This is a genomic window from Hyphomonas sp. (genome assembly GCF_040882205.1).
Lineage (GTDB): Bacteria > Pseudomonadota > Alphaproteobacteria > Caulobacterales > Hyphomonadaceae > Hyphomonas.
Window position 1 is genome coordinate 1 of sequence record NZ_JBBEBT010000280.1, and the last position, 14,796, is coordinate 14,796.

At 64.4% G+C, this 14,796-nt stretch carries 14 protein-coding genes; 10 read left to right on the top strand and 4 right to left on the bottom strand.

Annotation, left to right across the window (positions count from 1 at the left end; translation table 11 throughout):
* Positions 1–95: 95 nt before the first annotated feature.
* Entirely contained in the window at positions 96–290 is a 195-nt protein-coding gene (locus WEA77_RS11970; protein WP_368068114.1) for a LysR family transcriptional regulator, read from the bottom strand.
* Between the two features lie 154 nt (positions 291–444).
* Between WEA77_RS11970 and WEA77_RS11975 the strand changes: the two genes are divergently transcribed.
* The 3 genes from WEA77_RS11975 to WEA77_RS11985 all read left to right on the top strand — a co-directional run bounded on the left by WEA77_RS11975 (position 445) and on the right by WEA77_RS11985 (position 1,740).
* Positions 445–636, top strand: coding sequence for a hypothetical protein (locus tag WEA77_RS11975; protein WP_368068115.1), 192 nt, complete (start codon positions 445–447; stop codon positions 634–636).
* A complete protein-coding gene (locus WEA77_RS11980) occupies positions 637–972 on the top strand; it encodes a hypothetical protein (protein ID WP_368068116.1) in 336 nt (111 codons plus the stop codon).
* A gap of 135 nt (positions 973–1,107) precedes the next feature.
* Entirely contained in the window at positions 1,108–1,740 is a 633-nt protein-coding gene (locus WEA77_RS11985) for a YHS domain-containing (seleno)protein (RefSeq protein ID WP_368068117.1), read from the top strand.
* Positions 1,741–1,803: 63 nt separating this feature from the next.
* Here the strand turns inward: WEA77_RS11985 and WEA77_RS11990 are convergent, their stop codons facing one another.
* Complete coding sequence (locus WEA77_RS11990) at positions 1,804–1,971, bottom strand: hypothetical protein (protein WP_368068118.1); 168 nt, start codon at positions 1,969–1,971, stop codon at positions 1,804–1,806.
* Positions 1,972–2,074: 103 nt separating this feature from the next.
* Positions 2,075–2,992 (bottom strand): NAD(+) diphosphatase, encoded by a 918-nt coding sequence (nudC, locus tag WEA77_RS11995; RefSeq protein ID WP_368068119.1) that lies wholly within the window; start codon positions 2,990–2,992, stop codon positions 2,075–2,077.
* A gap of 116 nt (positions 2,993–3,108) precedes the next feature.
* Between nudC and WEA77_RS12000 the strand changes: the two genes are divergently transcribed.
* Complete coding sequence (locus WEA77_RS12000; RefSeq protein WP_368068120.1) at positions 3,109–5,313, top strand: beta-propeller domain-containing protein; 2,205 nt, start codon at positions 3,109–3,111, stop codon at positions 5,311–5,313.
* Between the two features lie 70 nt (positions 5,314–5,383).
* On the opposite strand, the gene WEA77_RS12005 is transcribed toward WEA77_RS12000, so the two are convergent.
* Positions 5,384–9,040, bottom strand: a complete 3,657-nt coding sequence (locus WEA77_RS12005; RefSeq protein ID WP_368068121.1) for a peptidoglycan-binding protein — start codon at positions 9,038–9,040, stop codon at positions 5,384–5,386.
* A gap of 253 nt (positions 9,041–9,293) precedes the next feature.
* Between WEA77_RS12005 and WEA77_RS12010 the strand changes: the two genes are divergently transcribed.
* The 6 genes from WEA77_RS12010 (at position 9,294) to WEA77_RS12035 (ending at position 14,786) form a co-directional block, all read left to right on the top strand.
* On the top strand, positions 9,294–9,776 hold the full coding sequence (locus tag WEA77_RS12010) for a MerR family DNA-binding transcriptional regulator (RefSeq protein ID WP_368068122.1): 483 nt from the start codon (positions 9,294–9,296) through the stop codon (positions 9,774–9,776).
* 110 nt (positions 9,777–9,886) lie between these two features.
* On the top strand, positions 9,887–11,671 hold the full coding sequence (locus WEA77_RS12015) for an acyl-CoA dehydrogenase C-terminal domain-containing protein (RefSeq protein ID WP_368068123.1): 1,785 nt from the start codon (positions 9,887–9,889) through the stop codon (positions 11,669–11,671).
* Between the two features lie 109 nt (positions 11,672–11,780).
* The gene (locus tag WEA77_RS12020; protein WP_368068124.1) at positions 11,781–12,956 is read left to right on the top strand and encodes an acyl-CoA dehydrogenase family protein; all 1,176 of its coding nucleotides are present in this window, start codon (positions 11,781–11,783) and stop codon (positions 12,954–12,956) included.
* Between the two features lie 4 nt (positions 12,957–12,960).
* Positions 12,961–13,131, top strand: a complete 171-nt coding sequence (locus WEA77_RS12025) for a hypothetical protein (RefSeq protein WP_368068125.1) — start codon at positions 12,961–12,963, stop codon at positions 13,129–13,131.
* Positions 13,124–13,558 (top strand): PaaI family thioesterase, encoded by a 435-nt coding sequence (locus tag WEA77_RS12030; RefSeq protein ID WP_368068126.1) that lies wholly within the window; start codon positions 13,124–13,126, stop codon positions 13,556–13,558. The genes WEA77_RS12025 and WEA77_RS12030 overlap by 8 nt, the downstream gene beginning before the upstream one ends.
* A 22-nt stretch (positions 13,559–13,580) precedes the next feature.
* Entirely contained in the window at positions 13,581–14,786 is a 1,206-nt protein-coding gene (locus tag WEA77_RS12035) for an acetyl-CoA C-acetyltransferase (RefSeq protein ID WP_368068127.1), read from the top strand.
* The last annotated feature ends 10 nt before the right edge of the window (positions 14,787–14,796 follow it).

Here is a 14,796-nt window from a genome sequence, read left to right on the forward strand (position 1 = left end):
CCGACCGGCGCATGTTCCAGTCCGCGCGCCTCGGCTTCGGCCTCGTCATGCTCGGTGAGGATGTCGGCCGCGCGCTTGTAGAAGCGGGTACCTGCCTAGGTGAGAGGCAGCGCGCGGGTCGTCCGTTGAAAGAGGGCGGTGCCGGGGCTCTCCTCGAGATCCTGGATGCGGCGCGGGACCGTCGGTTGTCCCAGTTCAAGATCGGTGGCCGCGCGCGAGAAACTGCCCGCATCCGCCACGCGAACTAAAAGGCGCATTGCATCAATCCGGTCCAGGACCGTGCCCCGCATGCAGAATATGCATGGACACAGGATATGTCCGCGCGTTCGGCGAGGGGCAGGGCGCGCGCGCCTCACGCAGGCGTGAAGCCGCTTCACTGAGGCGTGCTTTGAAGCCACCGGCTACGGCGTGTCGTACCGCCCCCAGACAACGGCGACCAAACACATGCAACGCCGCCTGCGCACCTATGCGCCCATCGCCTATTCGCTGATCGCCTCGGCGGTGTTCCTCGACAGCTTGCGCTTCAAGTTCACCGACGTGCCCCAGACGCAAACCATATTCGGAAAGCTCGCTGGCTGGGCAGCCGGGTTCGGCGCCGAGGGCGTGTTCGCGCAGACGGGATTGTTCAGCCAGTAAGTGATCGGCTTGCCAGGGCTCGTCGCGGCCACATTGTTGTTCGCCGGCCTGATCCCCGCTTTCAGACGCGTGCGCGTCCTCGGCGCGGTGGTCGCGGCCGCCGTGATGACCGGCGCGGTCAGCTTCCATCTCTTCACACCGCTCGGCATCGATCCCAACAATGACGGCGCGGCCCTCTTCGCTATGGCGGTCGTCGTATGGGTCTCCTCGATCGCGATGATGCTGGCCGGGCGGGGCGTGCTGTCCGATCTCGCCGGCGCCGCCGCGCGCGTGCTCTTCCCGGTATCCGCGCCTCAATCCGTTCAAGGACCGTCGCCCACCCCCGCGCGGTCCTGATCCTGGCCGCAGCGGCGCGCCAACCCCCGCATCGCCGCTGCGGCCAGCCTTTTTCTTCAACCCCAAACGTGGAAACCTGATCCCATGAAACTCCCCACCCTCCTTGCCGCTGCGGCCAGCGCGGCGGCGCCCGTCATGCTCCTGGCGCTGATCGCCGCCGCCGAACCGGCGATCTATGCCGGCGCCTTCGACGATCTCGCGGTGCAGGGCTATGATCGCGTTGCCTACTTCACCGAAGGCAAACCGGTGAAAGGCGCGAAACAGGTCAGCACCGCCTGGAAGGGCGCCGAGTTTCGCTTCGCAAGTGCAGCGAACCGCGACGCCTTCAAGGCCGATCCGGAGACGTACGCGCCGCAGTACGCAGGCCATTGCGCCTGGGCGGTCAGCCAGGGCTACACCGCGAAGGGCGATGCGAAGCACTGGAAGATCGTCGATGGCAAACTGTATCTCAACTACAACACTTGCGTACAAAAGAAGTGGGAACGGGATGTGCCGGGCTTCATCGCCTCGGCGAACACCAACTGGCCGGGTCTTGTCGACCAGGAGGCCGGGATTTTGAAGTGTGCGGCGCGGGAGGAGCCACCTCCGGCGCCGTTTCAGTTTGGAGTGTCAGGTTTGGGCCGGAATGGCACGCCCGGAAACCCGGTCGGCGCTTCGGCGGCGCGGTGGGCGCATCCTGTTCGCGGTGTTTCGCCATGCCTGCGCGCGAGTTCCCGCGTGCCCGGTGCAGTTCACGGGACGTGTGAAGTCCGGCCGCAAAATCCTTGAATTCACAAAAGAAAACGGGCGAACTTTCGTTCGCCCGTTTGTATTTTGAAGTCGTCCGTAGACTTACTTCTTCTTCGCTTTTGCAGCCGGCTTTTTGGCCGGAGCTTTTTTGGCAGCAGGCTTAGCGGTTTTAGCTGCCGGCTTTTTCGCGGCGGCTTTCGGCGCAGCTTTTTTCACGGCGGGTTTTTTTGCGGCGGGTTTTTTCGCAGCAGGTTTTTTTGCAACAGCCATCTTCGATCTCCTTTGAGTGGCAACCCAATAATATGCTGATTCGCGGGAATGCAACTCCTAAAATTCATTTTTGAGGCGAGTTCGTGTATCCCTCCGTACACGGTCAATCGTCCCTTTCGGCCCAAACCTTCAATATATGATGGGCTATTGCAGAGGATGGCGGGCAAAAAAGTTCGCCATGCTTACCTTCAAGAATTTCGCGCATCTCTGCGCGCGGAACCCACCGGGCGCTCTCAAGCTCCTTTGAGTCGACGGTTATTTCCTCCGACTCAGCCGGCAAAATGAATCCCATCATCAGCGAAGAGGGGAATGGCCAGGGCTGGCAGGCGACATATTCTGCCTTCGCAGGGTCGCACACGATGCCCGCTTCCTCGAACAACTCGCGCGCGGCGGCCTGTTCGATGGTTTCGCCCGGTTCGCAGAAGCCGGCGAGGCAGGAAATGAATCCGGCGGGCCAGAATTTCTGGCGGCCAACAAGCGCGCGCCCGTTTTTCACCGCCAGCATGATCGCCACCGGGTCGGTACGCGGGAAATGTTCGGCGCCGCACGTGCTGCACTGCGCCTTCCATCCGGCATCGGTGACCCCGTTGCGCCCGCCGCACTTGGCGCAGTGCCCGTGCGAGCCGTGCCAGAGGAAAAGGCTGCGCGCGGTGGACGCGCAATTGGCATCCATCGCCGGCAGGCGCGCGGCGGCCTGGCGGAAATCGGTGAACTCACCGATGCCTTCGATCAGTGAGCCTTCGGGTTCGAACTTCGGCGCAAGCTCGAGCGCAAACACCGGCGCGCCCGCCTTGTCCTCGCCTAGAAACAGGCGCGGTGATCCCGGCGAGACACGGTCAGCCTCCGGTCCCATCCACACAAGGGCGCCATCGCGTCCGATCAGCGGCGCACCGTCGCGCAGCATCAGGACCAGCACATCGCTGCGTTGGAAGGCGGCTTCAAGCCAGGCTTCATCGGTGCGGCGATGGGCGGCGCGGTCGATGGGCTTGGCGGCGAGGGGCATGTCGTTCGAGTTTGTCATGGCAAGCGCACTAATGCGGTTTTGCCTGCGAGGGAACATCCCTGCGCCAAACCCTTGCCTTTACTCCGCCCAAGTCTGGGTTCTAACCTGCGCCGCAGACAAGGGAGGGGAGTCCCATGAGATTGATGCACGCTGCGAGCCTTGCGGTGCTTATGATGACGGCGGCTGCCTGCAGCACGCCCCAGACGAAAACAATGGACGTCCAGCCAGAGACGCTCGTGCCGGCGGTTGCCGTGAACCGTTTCGAAGACCTGAAGCTCGCCGAACCTGACCGCGCGCTTCCCGCCTATGCCGACGCTTCGCTCGATCCGCTGCGCGCGCCGACGCTGACGCGCTTCAGCAGCGAGAAGGAGTTCCTCTCCTGGCACACCCTCGTGCGCGAGGCGGCGAAGCAGCGCGGCGTCTATGCCTGGCGCGACATGCCGGTCGCGATGTCCGCGCCGACCGGCATGATGGACAGCGCCGCGATGGCGCCGCCCCCGCCGCCCCCGCCGCCTGCCGGTGCGATGGAAGCGGCCGCGCCCGACGCCGAACCGGAGATCGTCGTTACCGGCAGCACGGTCCCGGCAAACGGCGAGAACCCCGAGATCACAAACAACCAGAAAGCCGGCGTCGACGAAGGCGGTATCGTCAAGCAGATCGGCAACCATCTCGTCGTTCTTCAGGACGGGCGCCTCTTCGTCACTGACCTGATGCCCGGCGCAACGGCCGGCCTGAAGCTCACCGACCGTGCCAATGTCTACCGCTCCGACCAGGAAGACACCTGGTATGACGAGATGCTCGTCTCGGGGCGCACGATCCTCGTCACCGGTTATTCCTATGATGAGAATGCCAGTGAGTTTACCGTCCTCAAGCTCGGGAATGACGGCAAGGTCACGCGCGACGCGACCTTCTACATCTCGTCCGACGACTACTATTCGGGCAGTAACTATGCGTCGCGCATGATCGACGGGAAGCTCGTCATCCACACGCCAATCTACACCTCGGGTCGCGGCTGGTGGGACGCGTTCGACCCGCCGGAGATCCGCGAATGGCGCAAGGAAGGTCCCGACGGCGAGCGCGAACATCTGCGCGGGCGTCCGCTGTTCCGCGCCGAGGATATCTGGATGCCGGTGCAGCGTGTGCTCGAACCGGTGATCCATACCGTCACCGTGTGCGACATCTCAGGCGTCACCGATGTCGCCGCGCCAGCCTGCACCGCCACTGCCATCGTCGGCAGCGAACAGCACGAGTTCCTCGTCACCAAGGATTCCTTCTGGCTCTGGCTCAGCCCCACCTGGTCGGAGCGCTCGAGCGGCAGCGCGGGCCTCTCGGCGGCCGGATGCAAAGGCCGCCTCGGTCATGCACCGGTTCGGGAGATTGCGCCCTCCGCGCTTATCAAACTCCCGATCGACGGATCGCAGCCGTCCGTCCTCAGTGTGCGCGGCGAACCGCAGAACCAGTTCTCGATGGACATGGACGCCGGCACTTTCCGCGCCGTGGTCGACTGGAACTCTCAGCGTTGCCCCGGCAACTATGGCGGCGAAGCGGCGCTCACCTTCTTCGACACGCCGCTCAGCGCGCTTGGCGACACGCTCGCCGAAGAGGCAGACGGCCGCTACATCCCCCTGCCATCCCCCGGCGCGACAAACTACGAAGCCCGCTTCACCGGCTCGCATCTTGTCTACGGCGCGCGAGAAGGCTGGGGCACCTGGGCACCCGGCGAAGGCGAAGCGGTGCGCGAGGATGGCCGCGCCATCATCGTGCCCGTCGACAATCCTTCCTGGCCGATCACCGTCAGCGTGCCGCATGATGTGATCCGCGCCGAACGCGCCGGTCCTTATATGGCGCTCACCGGTTACCGCGACCACAAGGGCCTCAGCGTCTCGCTCGTCGATTTGCGTCTCGAAGAGCCTGCAATCTCCAGTACCTTCGTCATGGAGAACCGCTACGAAAGCGAGAACCGCAGCCATTCGTTCAACAGCCGCATCGGCGCCGACGGTAAGGGCCTGATCGCCCTGCCAACTGTCTCGCGCTCCGAGGAGTCCGAGCGTTGGTGGTGGTGGTCTTCGAGTTCAGACCTCTCGTATCTGGAAGCCGACGCGGCGGGCAGACTTTCGAACGCTGGCGAGCTTCTCGCCACACGCCGCGCCCCCGAAGCGGAAAACCCCACCGGCTATGACTGCGAGGTCTCCTGCGTCGACTGGTACGGCAATGCCCGCCCGATCTTCACCGGCGGCCGCGTCATTGCCCTGGTCAATTCGGAACTGATCGAAGGCGTCCACGAGAACGGCACAATCCGCGAACTCCGCCGCATCGACCTGACCGCGAAGCCGGACTAGGGGCCAGCTTTCCCGCCTGCGTTACCCTTGGTGCGCGCAGCGCATCAAGGGCGAGCGCGCCGGGCGCCGATCAGCTCCGCCGGGTCCCGCCCGCCCGCGCGTTCAGGTGGTCCACGAGTTCCGGTGTGATCGTGCCGGTCACTTCGAGGTTTTCCATCGCCTGATAGTCGCTGATCGCCTGCGCGGTGCGGGCCCCGATCACGCCGTCCGGGGTTCCGGCGCCAAAGCCGAGACGGCCGAGTGCGGTCTGCACGGCTTGAGCCTGCAGCGGGTTGCCGGTGTTCCAGCGCTGCGCGCCGAAGCGGCCATTGGCGAGGGCAACCGGGGTTGCCGTCTTCCATTTGCCGGCCTTCTCTATGGCGTCGATGGCGTCTGACATCGGCAGGCGGCTGCGCAGGTGGGCGACTTCCTGTTCTGCGCCGGTGTCGCCCGCCCGCGCGGCGATCTGGAACCAGAAGAGTGCGGCCGCGAGATCCTGAGGCGTGCCGATGCCTTCGGCATGCACGACGCCGAGATTGTACTGCGCGTCGATGTGTCCGGCTTCCGCTGCTTCCTGGAACCAGGTCACGGCATCGGCTTCCGATTTGGCGCCGCCTTCGCCCTCGGCGAGGAACAGCGCATAGTCGTACATCGCGCTGACATGCCCGGCTTCGGCGGCCTTCTGGATCAGGCTGCGCGCCTCGATCATGTCCTTGTCGACACCCTGGCCGCGCTCATAGAGCTTGCCGAGTTCATACTGTGCCGGCGCAACGCCCTTCTGGGCGGCGCGGCGCAGGAAAGAAGCGGCCGTTTCGAGATCGCCTTCCGACATCCGCACCTGGGCATACTGGTACTGCGCGACGGCGTTGCCGGCTTTTGCTTCGGCTTCGACAGTCACCACCGCCGGGATCGGCGGGAAGCTGCCATCGCCGCGCACGGCGCCCTTGGCGGCGTCGTAGATACCGTCCGGCTCCGGCGTCAGCATCGCGGAGAGCTCCGCCGGCTTCAGCGAGGGCGGATTGCCGGCCTCAATGGCTTCGGCCGCCGTCACGATGGAACGGATCGCGGCCTGCTCGGGTGAGAGTTCAACGGCGGGCTCGATGGTGGGTTTCGGCGGCGCCTTCCCGACCGGCGCCGCGGCGCGGGTCGCTTGTTTAAGCTCCGGGGCGGCCGGCTGCACCGAGGCCAGCACCGGCGCGGGTGGTTCGATCTTCGCAGCGGCGGCTTCGGCCAGCGCCATGATGTCGTCCGCAGGCGGAGCGGCTTCGGCGGTGTCGATTTCGCCGAACAGTGTGTCGGCAACCAGCGGGGCCTCGTCTTCGAATAGCATCTGTTCGGGATCCGTCGAAACCGGCTTGCTGACGGCGGCGAGTGTGGGGATGCCGGCCGCGCCGGTCATTGGATCGACATAGGTGTCGACCGGGCCTGACAGGGTCGGCGTCACGGGCTGCTTGCCGCGCAGGTAGAGATAACCGCCGACACCGGCGCCGGTGATCACCACGGCCGAGGCGGCAAGCAACATCGGCACCTTGGCGCCGCCGCCGGATCGGGTTGCGGGTTTCGGCTCCGCGCCACGCGGCGCGGCGTGCGGTTTCGTGCGGGAGGTCGCCTCGGCAGCCGCCACCGCGGCGCGGCGGGCGCGGGCGAGATAGTCGGCCGTGCTCACGTCTTCGGTAGCGGTATCGGTAGCGGGTGCGAGCGGCGCGGTCCCGGCGATCGCGCGGGAGAAGTCCGTCTCGTCGTCGAATATGTCGGATTCGCGCGTCTCGGTCTGGCTGTCGCCGATCATTTCGAACCCGTCGAGTTCGGAGACCGGGTCAAAGCCGCGCCCGTCGTCGGGTTCGCTTTCGGCGGAGGGCGCCAGCGCGGCGGCCTGTTGGAAATCGTGCGGCTCCGCAACGGGGGCGTCACCGCCCGCCAGCATGCGCTCGCCGGCAGCGCGGATGGCATCGAAGTCGGACTTGTAAGGGCTTTCAGTGTCATTGGTCTCGACCACTTCCCAGCCGGAGAAACCGGCCTCGAACTCGGCGGCATCATTGATGTCGGCGAAGCGGGGTGTGTGGGCCCCGGGCGCCGCGTCGATCTCGTCCTCGAACATCGAGCCGGTCTCGAACTGGGCTTCCAGATCGTCCGGGTACATCGACACCGCTTCCGGCTCGCCGGAGAAATCCGGGGTCAGCACCGGCGCGACGTCGACATGCGGCGGCGTCGTGAAGGTTTCTAAGCTTTCAAGGCGGGTCGCGAGCGCAGCGATGGCGCGCTGCACCGGGGAAAGCGATTCGGAGGATTGCGCATGCATCCGCTCGAGGCGCTCCGACACGCTGGCCAGCGCGTCCGAGAGGCGCGCGTCCGAGGCCTGGCGCATCCCGTCGATGTCCTGGGCGAGCGCGGTGAGCGCTTCGTCCTGGCGCTTCTGCAGGCGCACGGCGGCAACCGTGACCTGTTCGCCGACCTGTTCTATCGCTTCGGCGCTGCGCAGTTCGCTTTCCTCGATCCGGTCTTCGACATGTGCGGCAAGGGCGTCCATGCGCTCGGCGACATTCGCGCCGAGGCGGCCGATCTCTTCCTGCACGGTGACGGTCAGGTCGGCCGGTTCGCGTGCTTCGACTTCGGCGAGGCGGGACTTCAGTTCACTGACTTCTGCCTTAAGGCGCTCTTCGAGTTTTTCGTCCTGACCGGCGGCGGCATGGGCGATCTCGGTGGCGAGTTCGAGGCGGGCATTGTCGACCGCGCTGCGCACCGAACGGGTGAGGTCCTCGAAGCGGGCTTCGAATTCCTGCTTCAGGCGAACGGCGAGTTCGGGATCGACCTGGCTGGCGACCGCTTCGATCCGCTCGTCGAGATGCGCGAAGGTCGTCTCGAGGCTCTTGAGCGCCGTGTCGGTGCTGGTCTCGGCGCGGTTGAGGCGCTCCTGGATCCTCAGCAGCGTCGATTCCATCGAATTCAGCGCGCCCGAGACATCGGCCTCGACAGCGCTGAGGCGTTCTTCAGACTGGCCGGCCGCAGCGAGGCGTTCCTTCACCTGCGACTCGAGCCCGGTCATCCGGTCGGCCAGACCGCGCGCGGTGCCCTCGGCGCGAAGCTCGGCCTGCTCGACCGCGCGTTCGACGCGAGCGGCGGCGTCCGATAGCGTCCGGTCAACGCGGTTCTCGATGCCTTCGACCCGGTCGGCCAGATCGGAAAAGCCCGATTCGATCCGGCCCTTGATGGCCACGGTCTCGTTCTGGGTAAGCTCTGCTTCCTCATAGACATGCGTGGCCAGCTTGCCGAGTGCGCCTTCGAGGGCGCGCAGGGCTTCGACATTGTGCGGGCTGCGGTCGTCATGCTCGAGACGGCGGACTTTCGTCTGCAGCGCCTCATGCGTGGCGCGCATCTCGTCGATCAGGCCTTCGACATGATTGGCGATGGCCACCGTGGTCTGGTCGGAGCTTTGCAGACGCGCGGCGAGGCCGTTCACGACATGGTCGATATTGTTGATCGCGAGGGTGGAGCGTGCCTCGGTCGCCTCGATCCGCCGGGTCAGCCTGTCCAGTGTCGCGGCCGAATCGGGCGAGTGCGTCGGTGGTGGGGGCGCGCCAGTGCGGCGGGTATACGAATAGGAGGTCTCGCCCGGCTGGGGCTCCTCGACCATGGTCAGCAGGCGGTTGAGGTACTCGCCCAGCGTGATGCCCTCAGCCAGCGCGGCCTCGCGGGCCGCTTCGCGCGCCCTCTGGTCGGTGCTGAACTTGCTCCATCCGGTCTGGCTCATGCGCCGATCCTCACGCTGCGTCTGCCTCCCGCAAGGTTAAGGGGAAGGACGATTTTGTTTACACCCCGGCAGAATTGACCCGTGTCCGTTAAGGCCGCGTTAAAGGTAAGTTTCTGCGCCGGTTTCCCGCCTGGGGCGTGCGGGCCTCTGTCTTTCCCTTCGCGTAAGGGGAAATTTACGTTGACGTTCGCGGAAGGTCAGGATTAGAACGCGTTATAAGAAGCCTGCAGCACCGGACGGAGGAGCCATCGTCATGCAACATCGTACAATCACGTCCATTTCTGCCGCCGATTCCCGCACCTACACGATTTCCGAGCTTGCCCGGGAATTCGGGGTGACCCCGCGCGCACTGCGCTTCTATGAAGACAAGGACATGCTGCATCCTGCCCGCGACGGCATGATGCGCCTGTATTCCAACCGCGACCGCGCCCGGCTGACCATCATTGTCCGCCTGAAACGCCTCGGCCTGCCGCTGGCCGATATCCGCGAAATCCTGGACCTCTACGCGCTCAATGACGGCAAGCGCGCCCAGACCAAGATGATGCTGGAGAAGTTCCGCAAGCAGGCTGGCGAGCTGGAAGTCCAGCGCGGCGACATCGAAACGGCGCTGACCGAGCTCTATAAAGGCATCGAATGGCTGGAAGACCTCGTTTCCAACAACGGCGCCTCGGAAGAAACCAAGCGCCAGGCCGCTGCCTATGAGCAGGTTGCGCGCAAGCAACTCGACGAAGTCTGAGTTTCCGCTACTGATAAAATTGTAGATTGCACAGGCGTGTTGGAATGACTTCTCCAACACGCTTTGCCATTCGAGGCCGCAAACTTCCTGTTTGAGAGGACCTTCCCCCGATGCCCCGCTATGACGCCCCAGTCCGTGACATGCAGTTTGTGCTGCACGAAGTCCTGCAACTCCAGAACTATTCGAACCTGCCGGGCTTTGCCGATGCGACCCCCGAGACGATCGACCAGATCCTCGAAGAGGGCGCCAGGTTCGCCAAGAACGTGCTGTTCCCGCTGAACGCCGTCGGCGACCGGCAGGGCTGCAAGCGCAATCCCGACGCCAGTGTGAAGACGCCGGACGGTTTCCCGGACGCCTATAAACAGCTTGTCGAAAATGGCTGGCCGCTCCTGTCTTCGCATCCGGAGATGGGCGGGCAGGGCCTGCCGCATGCCGTCAACATTGCCTGGACCGAGATGGTCTCGTCTTCAAACATGGCGTTTGGCATGTATCCGGGCCTGACCCATGGCGCGTACCAGGCACTGATGGCCGGCGGTTCGGATGAACTTAAAGCCAAGTACGGCCCCAAGATGGCCTCGGCCGAATGGGCCGGTACGATGAACCTGACCGAGCCGCATTGCGGCACGGACCTCGGCCTGATGAAAACGAAAGCCGTTCCGCAGGCTGATGGCAGCTACAAGATCACCGGCCAGAAGATCTGGATCTCCGGCGGCGAGCAGGACCTGACCGAGAACATCATCCACCTCGTGCTCGCCCGTATCGAAGGCGCGCCGGAAGGCATCAAGGGCGTTTCGCTCTTCGTCGTCCCGAAATTCCTCGTGGGTGACGATGGCGCCCTCGGCGCCCGCAACGCGGCCAGCTGCGGCGGCCTCGAAGAAAAAATGGGCATTCACGCCAATGCCACCTGCGTAATGAACTATGACGGCGCAACCGGCTGGCTCGTCGGCGAAGCGCACAAGGGCATGCGCACCATGTTCGTGATGATGAACGAGGCCCGCCTCGGCGTCGGCCTGCAGGGCCTGTCGCAAGCGGAAGTAGCCTACCAGAACGCGCTCGACTTCGCGAAGGACCGGGTCCAGGGCCGCTCGCTGACCGGCACCAAGGCGCCGGACAAGCCCGCTGATCCGATCATCGTGCACCCGGATGTGCGCCGCATGCTGCTGGAGCAGAAAGCCTTCATCGAGGGCGCCCGCGCCTTCGCCTACTGGGCAGCGTTCCAGGGCGACCTCGAGCACAAGTCGCCGGACGAGAAAGTGCGCGAGAAGGCCAGCGACTACATGGCCCTGCTGACGCCGGTGGTGAAAGCCTACCTCACCCATAAGGGCCTCGAGAGCGCCAACCTCGGCCTTCAGGTGCATGGCGGTTCGGGCTTCACGCGCGACTGGGGTCTTGAGCAGATCGTCCGCGATTGCCGCATCACCCTCATCTATGAAGGTACCAATGGTGTCCAGGCGCTGGATCTTGTCGGACGCAAGCTCGGCGCCAATGGCGGGCGCGCGGTGTTCAGCTTCTTCGCCGAGATCGACGAGTTCATTTCAGAAGCCGAACTGACCCCCGGCATGGAACTTTACCTCGAAGGCCTGAAGACCGCCCGCGCGCAGCTGCAGGAAGGCACCATGTGGCTGATGCAGAATGGCATGAGCGACTTCAACAATGCCGGCGCCTCCAGCCATGACTACCTGCACCTGATGGGCCTCACCGCGCTCGCCTATATGTGGGCGCGCATGGCGAAGCTTTCGATGGAGAAGGCAGGTTCGAAGGACCCTTTCTATGCCGCCAAGCTCGCCACGGGGCGCTACTTCGTCGAGCGCATGCTGCCGGACACGGCCGCCCACCTCGCGAAGGTAAAGACCGGGGCAGGCGCGATGATGGCAGTCACCGAGGCCCAATTCTGATACATTCCTGACGCTGCGGCACGGATGGCGAAACCGGGCCGCAGCTCTTACATGCTGACGTGAACGTAAGCGGCAACCCGCGTGCCGCACCTGGCCTGGAGATTGCCTGATGTTGGAAAGCCCCCTGAATGTCCCGAAGTCTGCCTGGAGGGCGGATGAAGAACTCGACATCTTCGCCGACGCCGTCGGCCAGTTCTTCGAAAAGGAATGCGCGCCGCATGTGCCCGCCTGGCGCAAGGCCGGCGTAGTGCCGCGAGATGTCTGGAAGAAGGCCGGCGAGATGGGCCTGCTCGGCGCTTCGGTTCCGGAAGAGTATGGCGGCGCAGGCGGGGACTTCCGCCATGAGGCCATCATCATCGAACAGCAGCAGTGGAAGGGCATCGACGGCTTCGGCATCACGCTGCACAACGCCATCATTGCCCCTTACATCACCGCCTATGGCACCGAGGAGCAGAAGCGCCGCTGGCTGCCGAAGATCTGCTCGGGCGAAATCGTCACTGCCATTGCGATGACCGAACCTGGCGCGGGCTCGGACCTGCAGAACATCAAGACCACCGCCAAGCGCGATGGCAACGAATACGTCATCAACGGCTCGAAGACCTTCATCTCGAACGGCCAGACCGCCAACCTCATCCTCGTCTGCGCCAAGACCGACCCGACCAAGGGCGCCAAGGGTATCTCGATCGTCTGTGTAGAGACAGACCCGGTCGAAGGCGAAGGCGGCTTCCGCCGAGGGCGCAATCTCGACAAGGTCGGCCAGCATGCGGCCGATACCTCCGAGCTGTTCTTCGACGAGGTCCGCGTGCCGGCCACCCACCTTCTCGGCGACGAGGAAGGCAAGGGCTTTGTCCAGCTGATGCAGAAACTGCCGCAGGAACGCCACGTGATCGGCCTGCAGGGCATCGGCATGATCGAGCGCGCGGTCCACGAGACGGTCGCCTATGTCAAAAGCCGCAAGGCCTTCGGCGGCACGATCTGGGATTTCCAGAACACGCAGTTCAAGCTCGCCGAAGCCAAGACCGAAGCGACCGTGGCGAAAGTCTTCGCCGATCATTGTACGGAGCTTCTGCTGAAAGGCGAACTCGATGCGGCCACTGCCTCGATGTCGAAATACTGGATTTCTGATCTGCAGTGCAAGATCATTGACGAGTGCCTGCAGCTGCATGGCGGTTTTGGCTATATGGACGAATATCCCATCGCCCAGATGTATGCCGATGCCCGCGTACAGCGCATCTATGGCGGCGCAAATGAAGTGATGAAAATGCTGATCGCGAGGACGCTGTAGGGCCATGGCTTTCGACGCCCATGCCGTCCCCACGGACCCGGAGACCTCTGCGCCGATTTTGCGCGTGTTCGGCTGGGCGCTCAAGGATTTTGACGTCGACAAAGGCAGGCTGTGCGCGCGCGACGACCAGCGCGCTGGTTCAGCCCTTTCAAAAGCGATGACGCCGCATGCCTGACCGCCATCTTCTCCGTGATGTCTTCCCGAACCCGGCGCGCAGCTCGGTGTCGCTTGGCTTCGAACTCCTCGCGCTGGACGCAAAAGCGATGACTGCGCGCGTTCGCTTCAATGGCAGCCCCGAGTTCGCCAATCCCGCAGGATATATCCAGGGCGGTTATCTCGTCGCCATGATGGATGATGCCATCGGCATGCTGACGACCGTGAAAGCGGGCACGTCAAAATATCCGTCCACGGTGGACCTGCACACGCATTTCCTCCGCCCTGTCCGCACCGGCCCCATCGAGGTGGCGGCCCGCCTGCGCAATATCGGCCGGGCGATGGTTTTCGCGCAGGCAGACCTCTTCGACTCGCGCGGCAAGGAAGCCGCGCGCGCCGCCGCGTCTCTGACACTTAACCCGGTGAAAACACCGGCGACCCCATCCTGATCCCCCGAAAGGAGCTTTCAAAATGCCCGAAGCCTATATCTACGACGCCGTGCGCACGCCCCGCGGCAAAGGCAAATCCTCCGGTGCGCTGCACGAGATCACTGCCCTGAGCCTCGGCACACAGGTGCTGCAGGCCATCCGGGATCGCAACAACCTCGACACATCGAAAGTTGACGATGTCGTTTTCGGCTGCGTCTCGCCTGTCGGCGAGCAGGGAGGCGATATTGCCCGCATCGCGGTCCTGAACGCTGACTATGCCGAGACGACGGCGGGGGTGCAGGTCGACCGTTTCTGCGCCTCGGGCCTCGAAGCCTGCAACATGGCCGCCTCGAAAGTCATCACCGGCGAGGCCGACATGGCCATCGGCGGCGGCGTCGAAAGCATGAGTCGCGTGCCGATGGGGGCCGCTGGCGGCGCCTGGTCCTCCGATCCGCAGATTGCCCTCAAATCCTATTTCACACCGCAAGGCATCGGCGCCGACACGATCGCTACCAAGTACGGCTTCAGCCGTGATGACGTGGACGCCTTTGCCGTCGAGAGCCAGCGCCGCGCCGCGCAGGCCTGGAAGGAAGGTCGTTTCAAGAAATCCATCGTGCCGGTGCGCGACCAGATGGGCGCCATCCGCCTCGCCCATGACGAGTTCATGCGCCCCGACACGACCATGCAGACCCTCGCCGCGCTCGACCCGTCCTTCGCCGGCATGGGCGCGATGGGCTTCGATGAAGTGATCAAGCAGCGCTATCCGGAACTCGAGAAGATCAACCACGTGCACCATGCCGGCAATTCGTCGGGCATCGTGGACGGCGCCTCGGCCGTGCTCTTCGGTTCGAAGGAAATGGGCGAAGCGCTCGGTCTGAAGCCGCGCGCGAAAGTGCGCGCGATGGCCTCTATCGGTTCCGAGCCTGGCATCATGCTGACCGGGCCGACCTATGTGACCCAGAAGGTGCTGAAAAAAGCCGGCATGGATGTGAAGGACATCGACCTTTACGAACTGAACGAGGCTTTCGCCTCGGTCGTCATGCTGATGATGAAACTGCTCGGGATTCCGCACGAGAAGATGAACGTGAACGGCGGCGCCATCGCGATGGGCCACCCATTGGGCGCCACCGGCGGCATGATCCTCGGCACGATGGTGGACGAGCTGGAGCGTTCCGGTAAGGAAACCGCCCTCGTCACCCTCTGCGTCGGCGCGGGCATGGGCACCGCCACGATCATCGAGCGGGTGTAAGCGCGCGCCA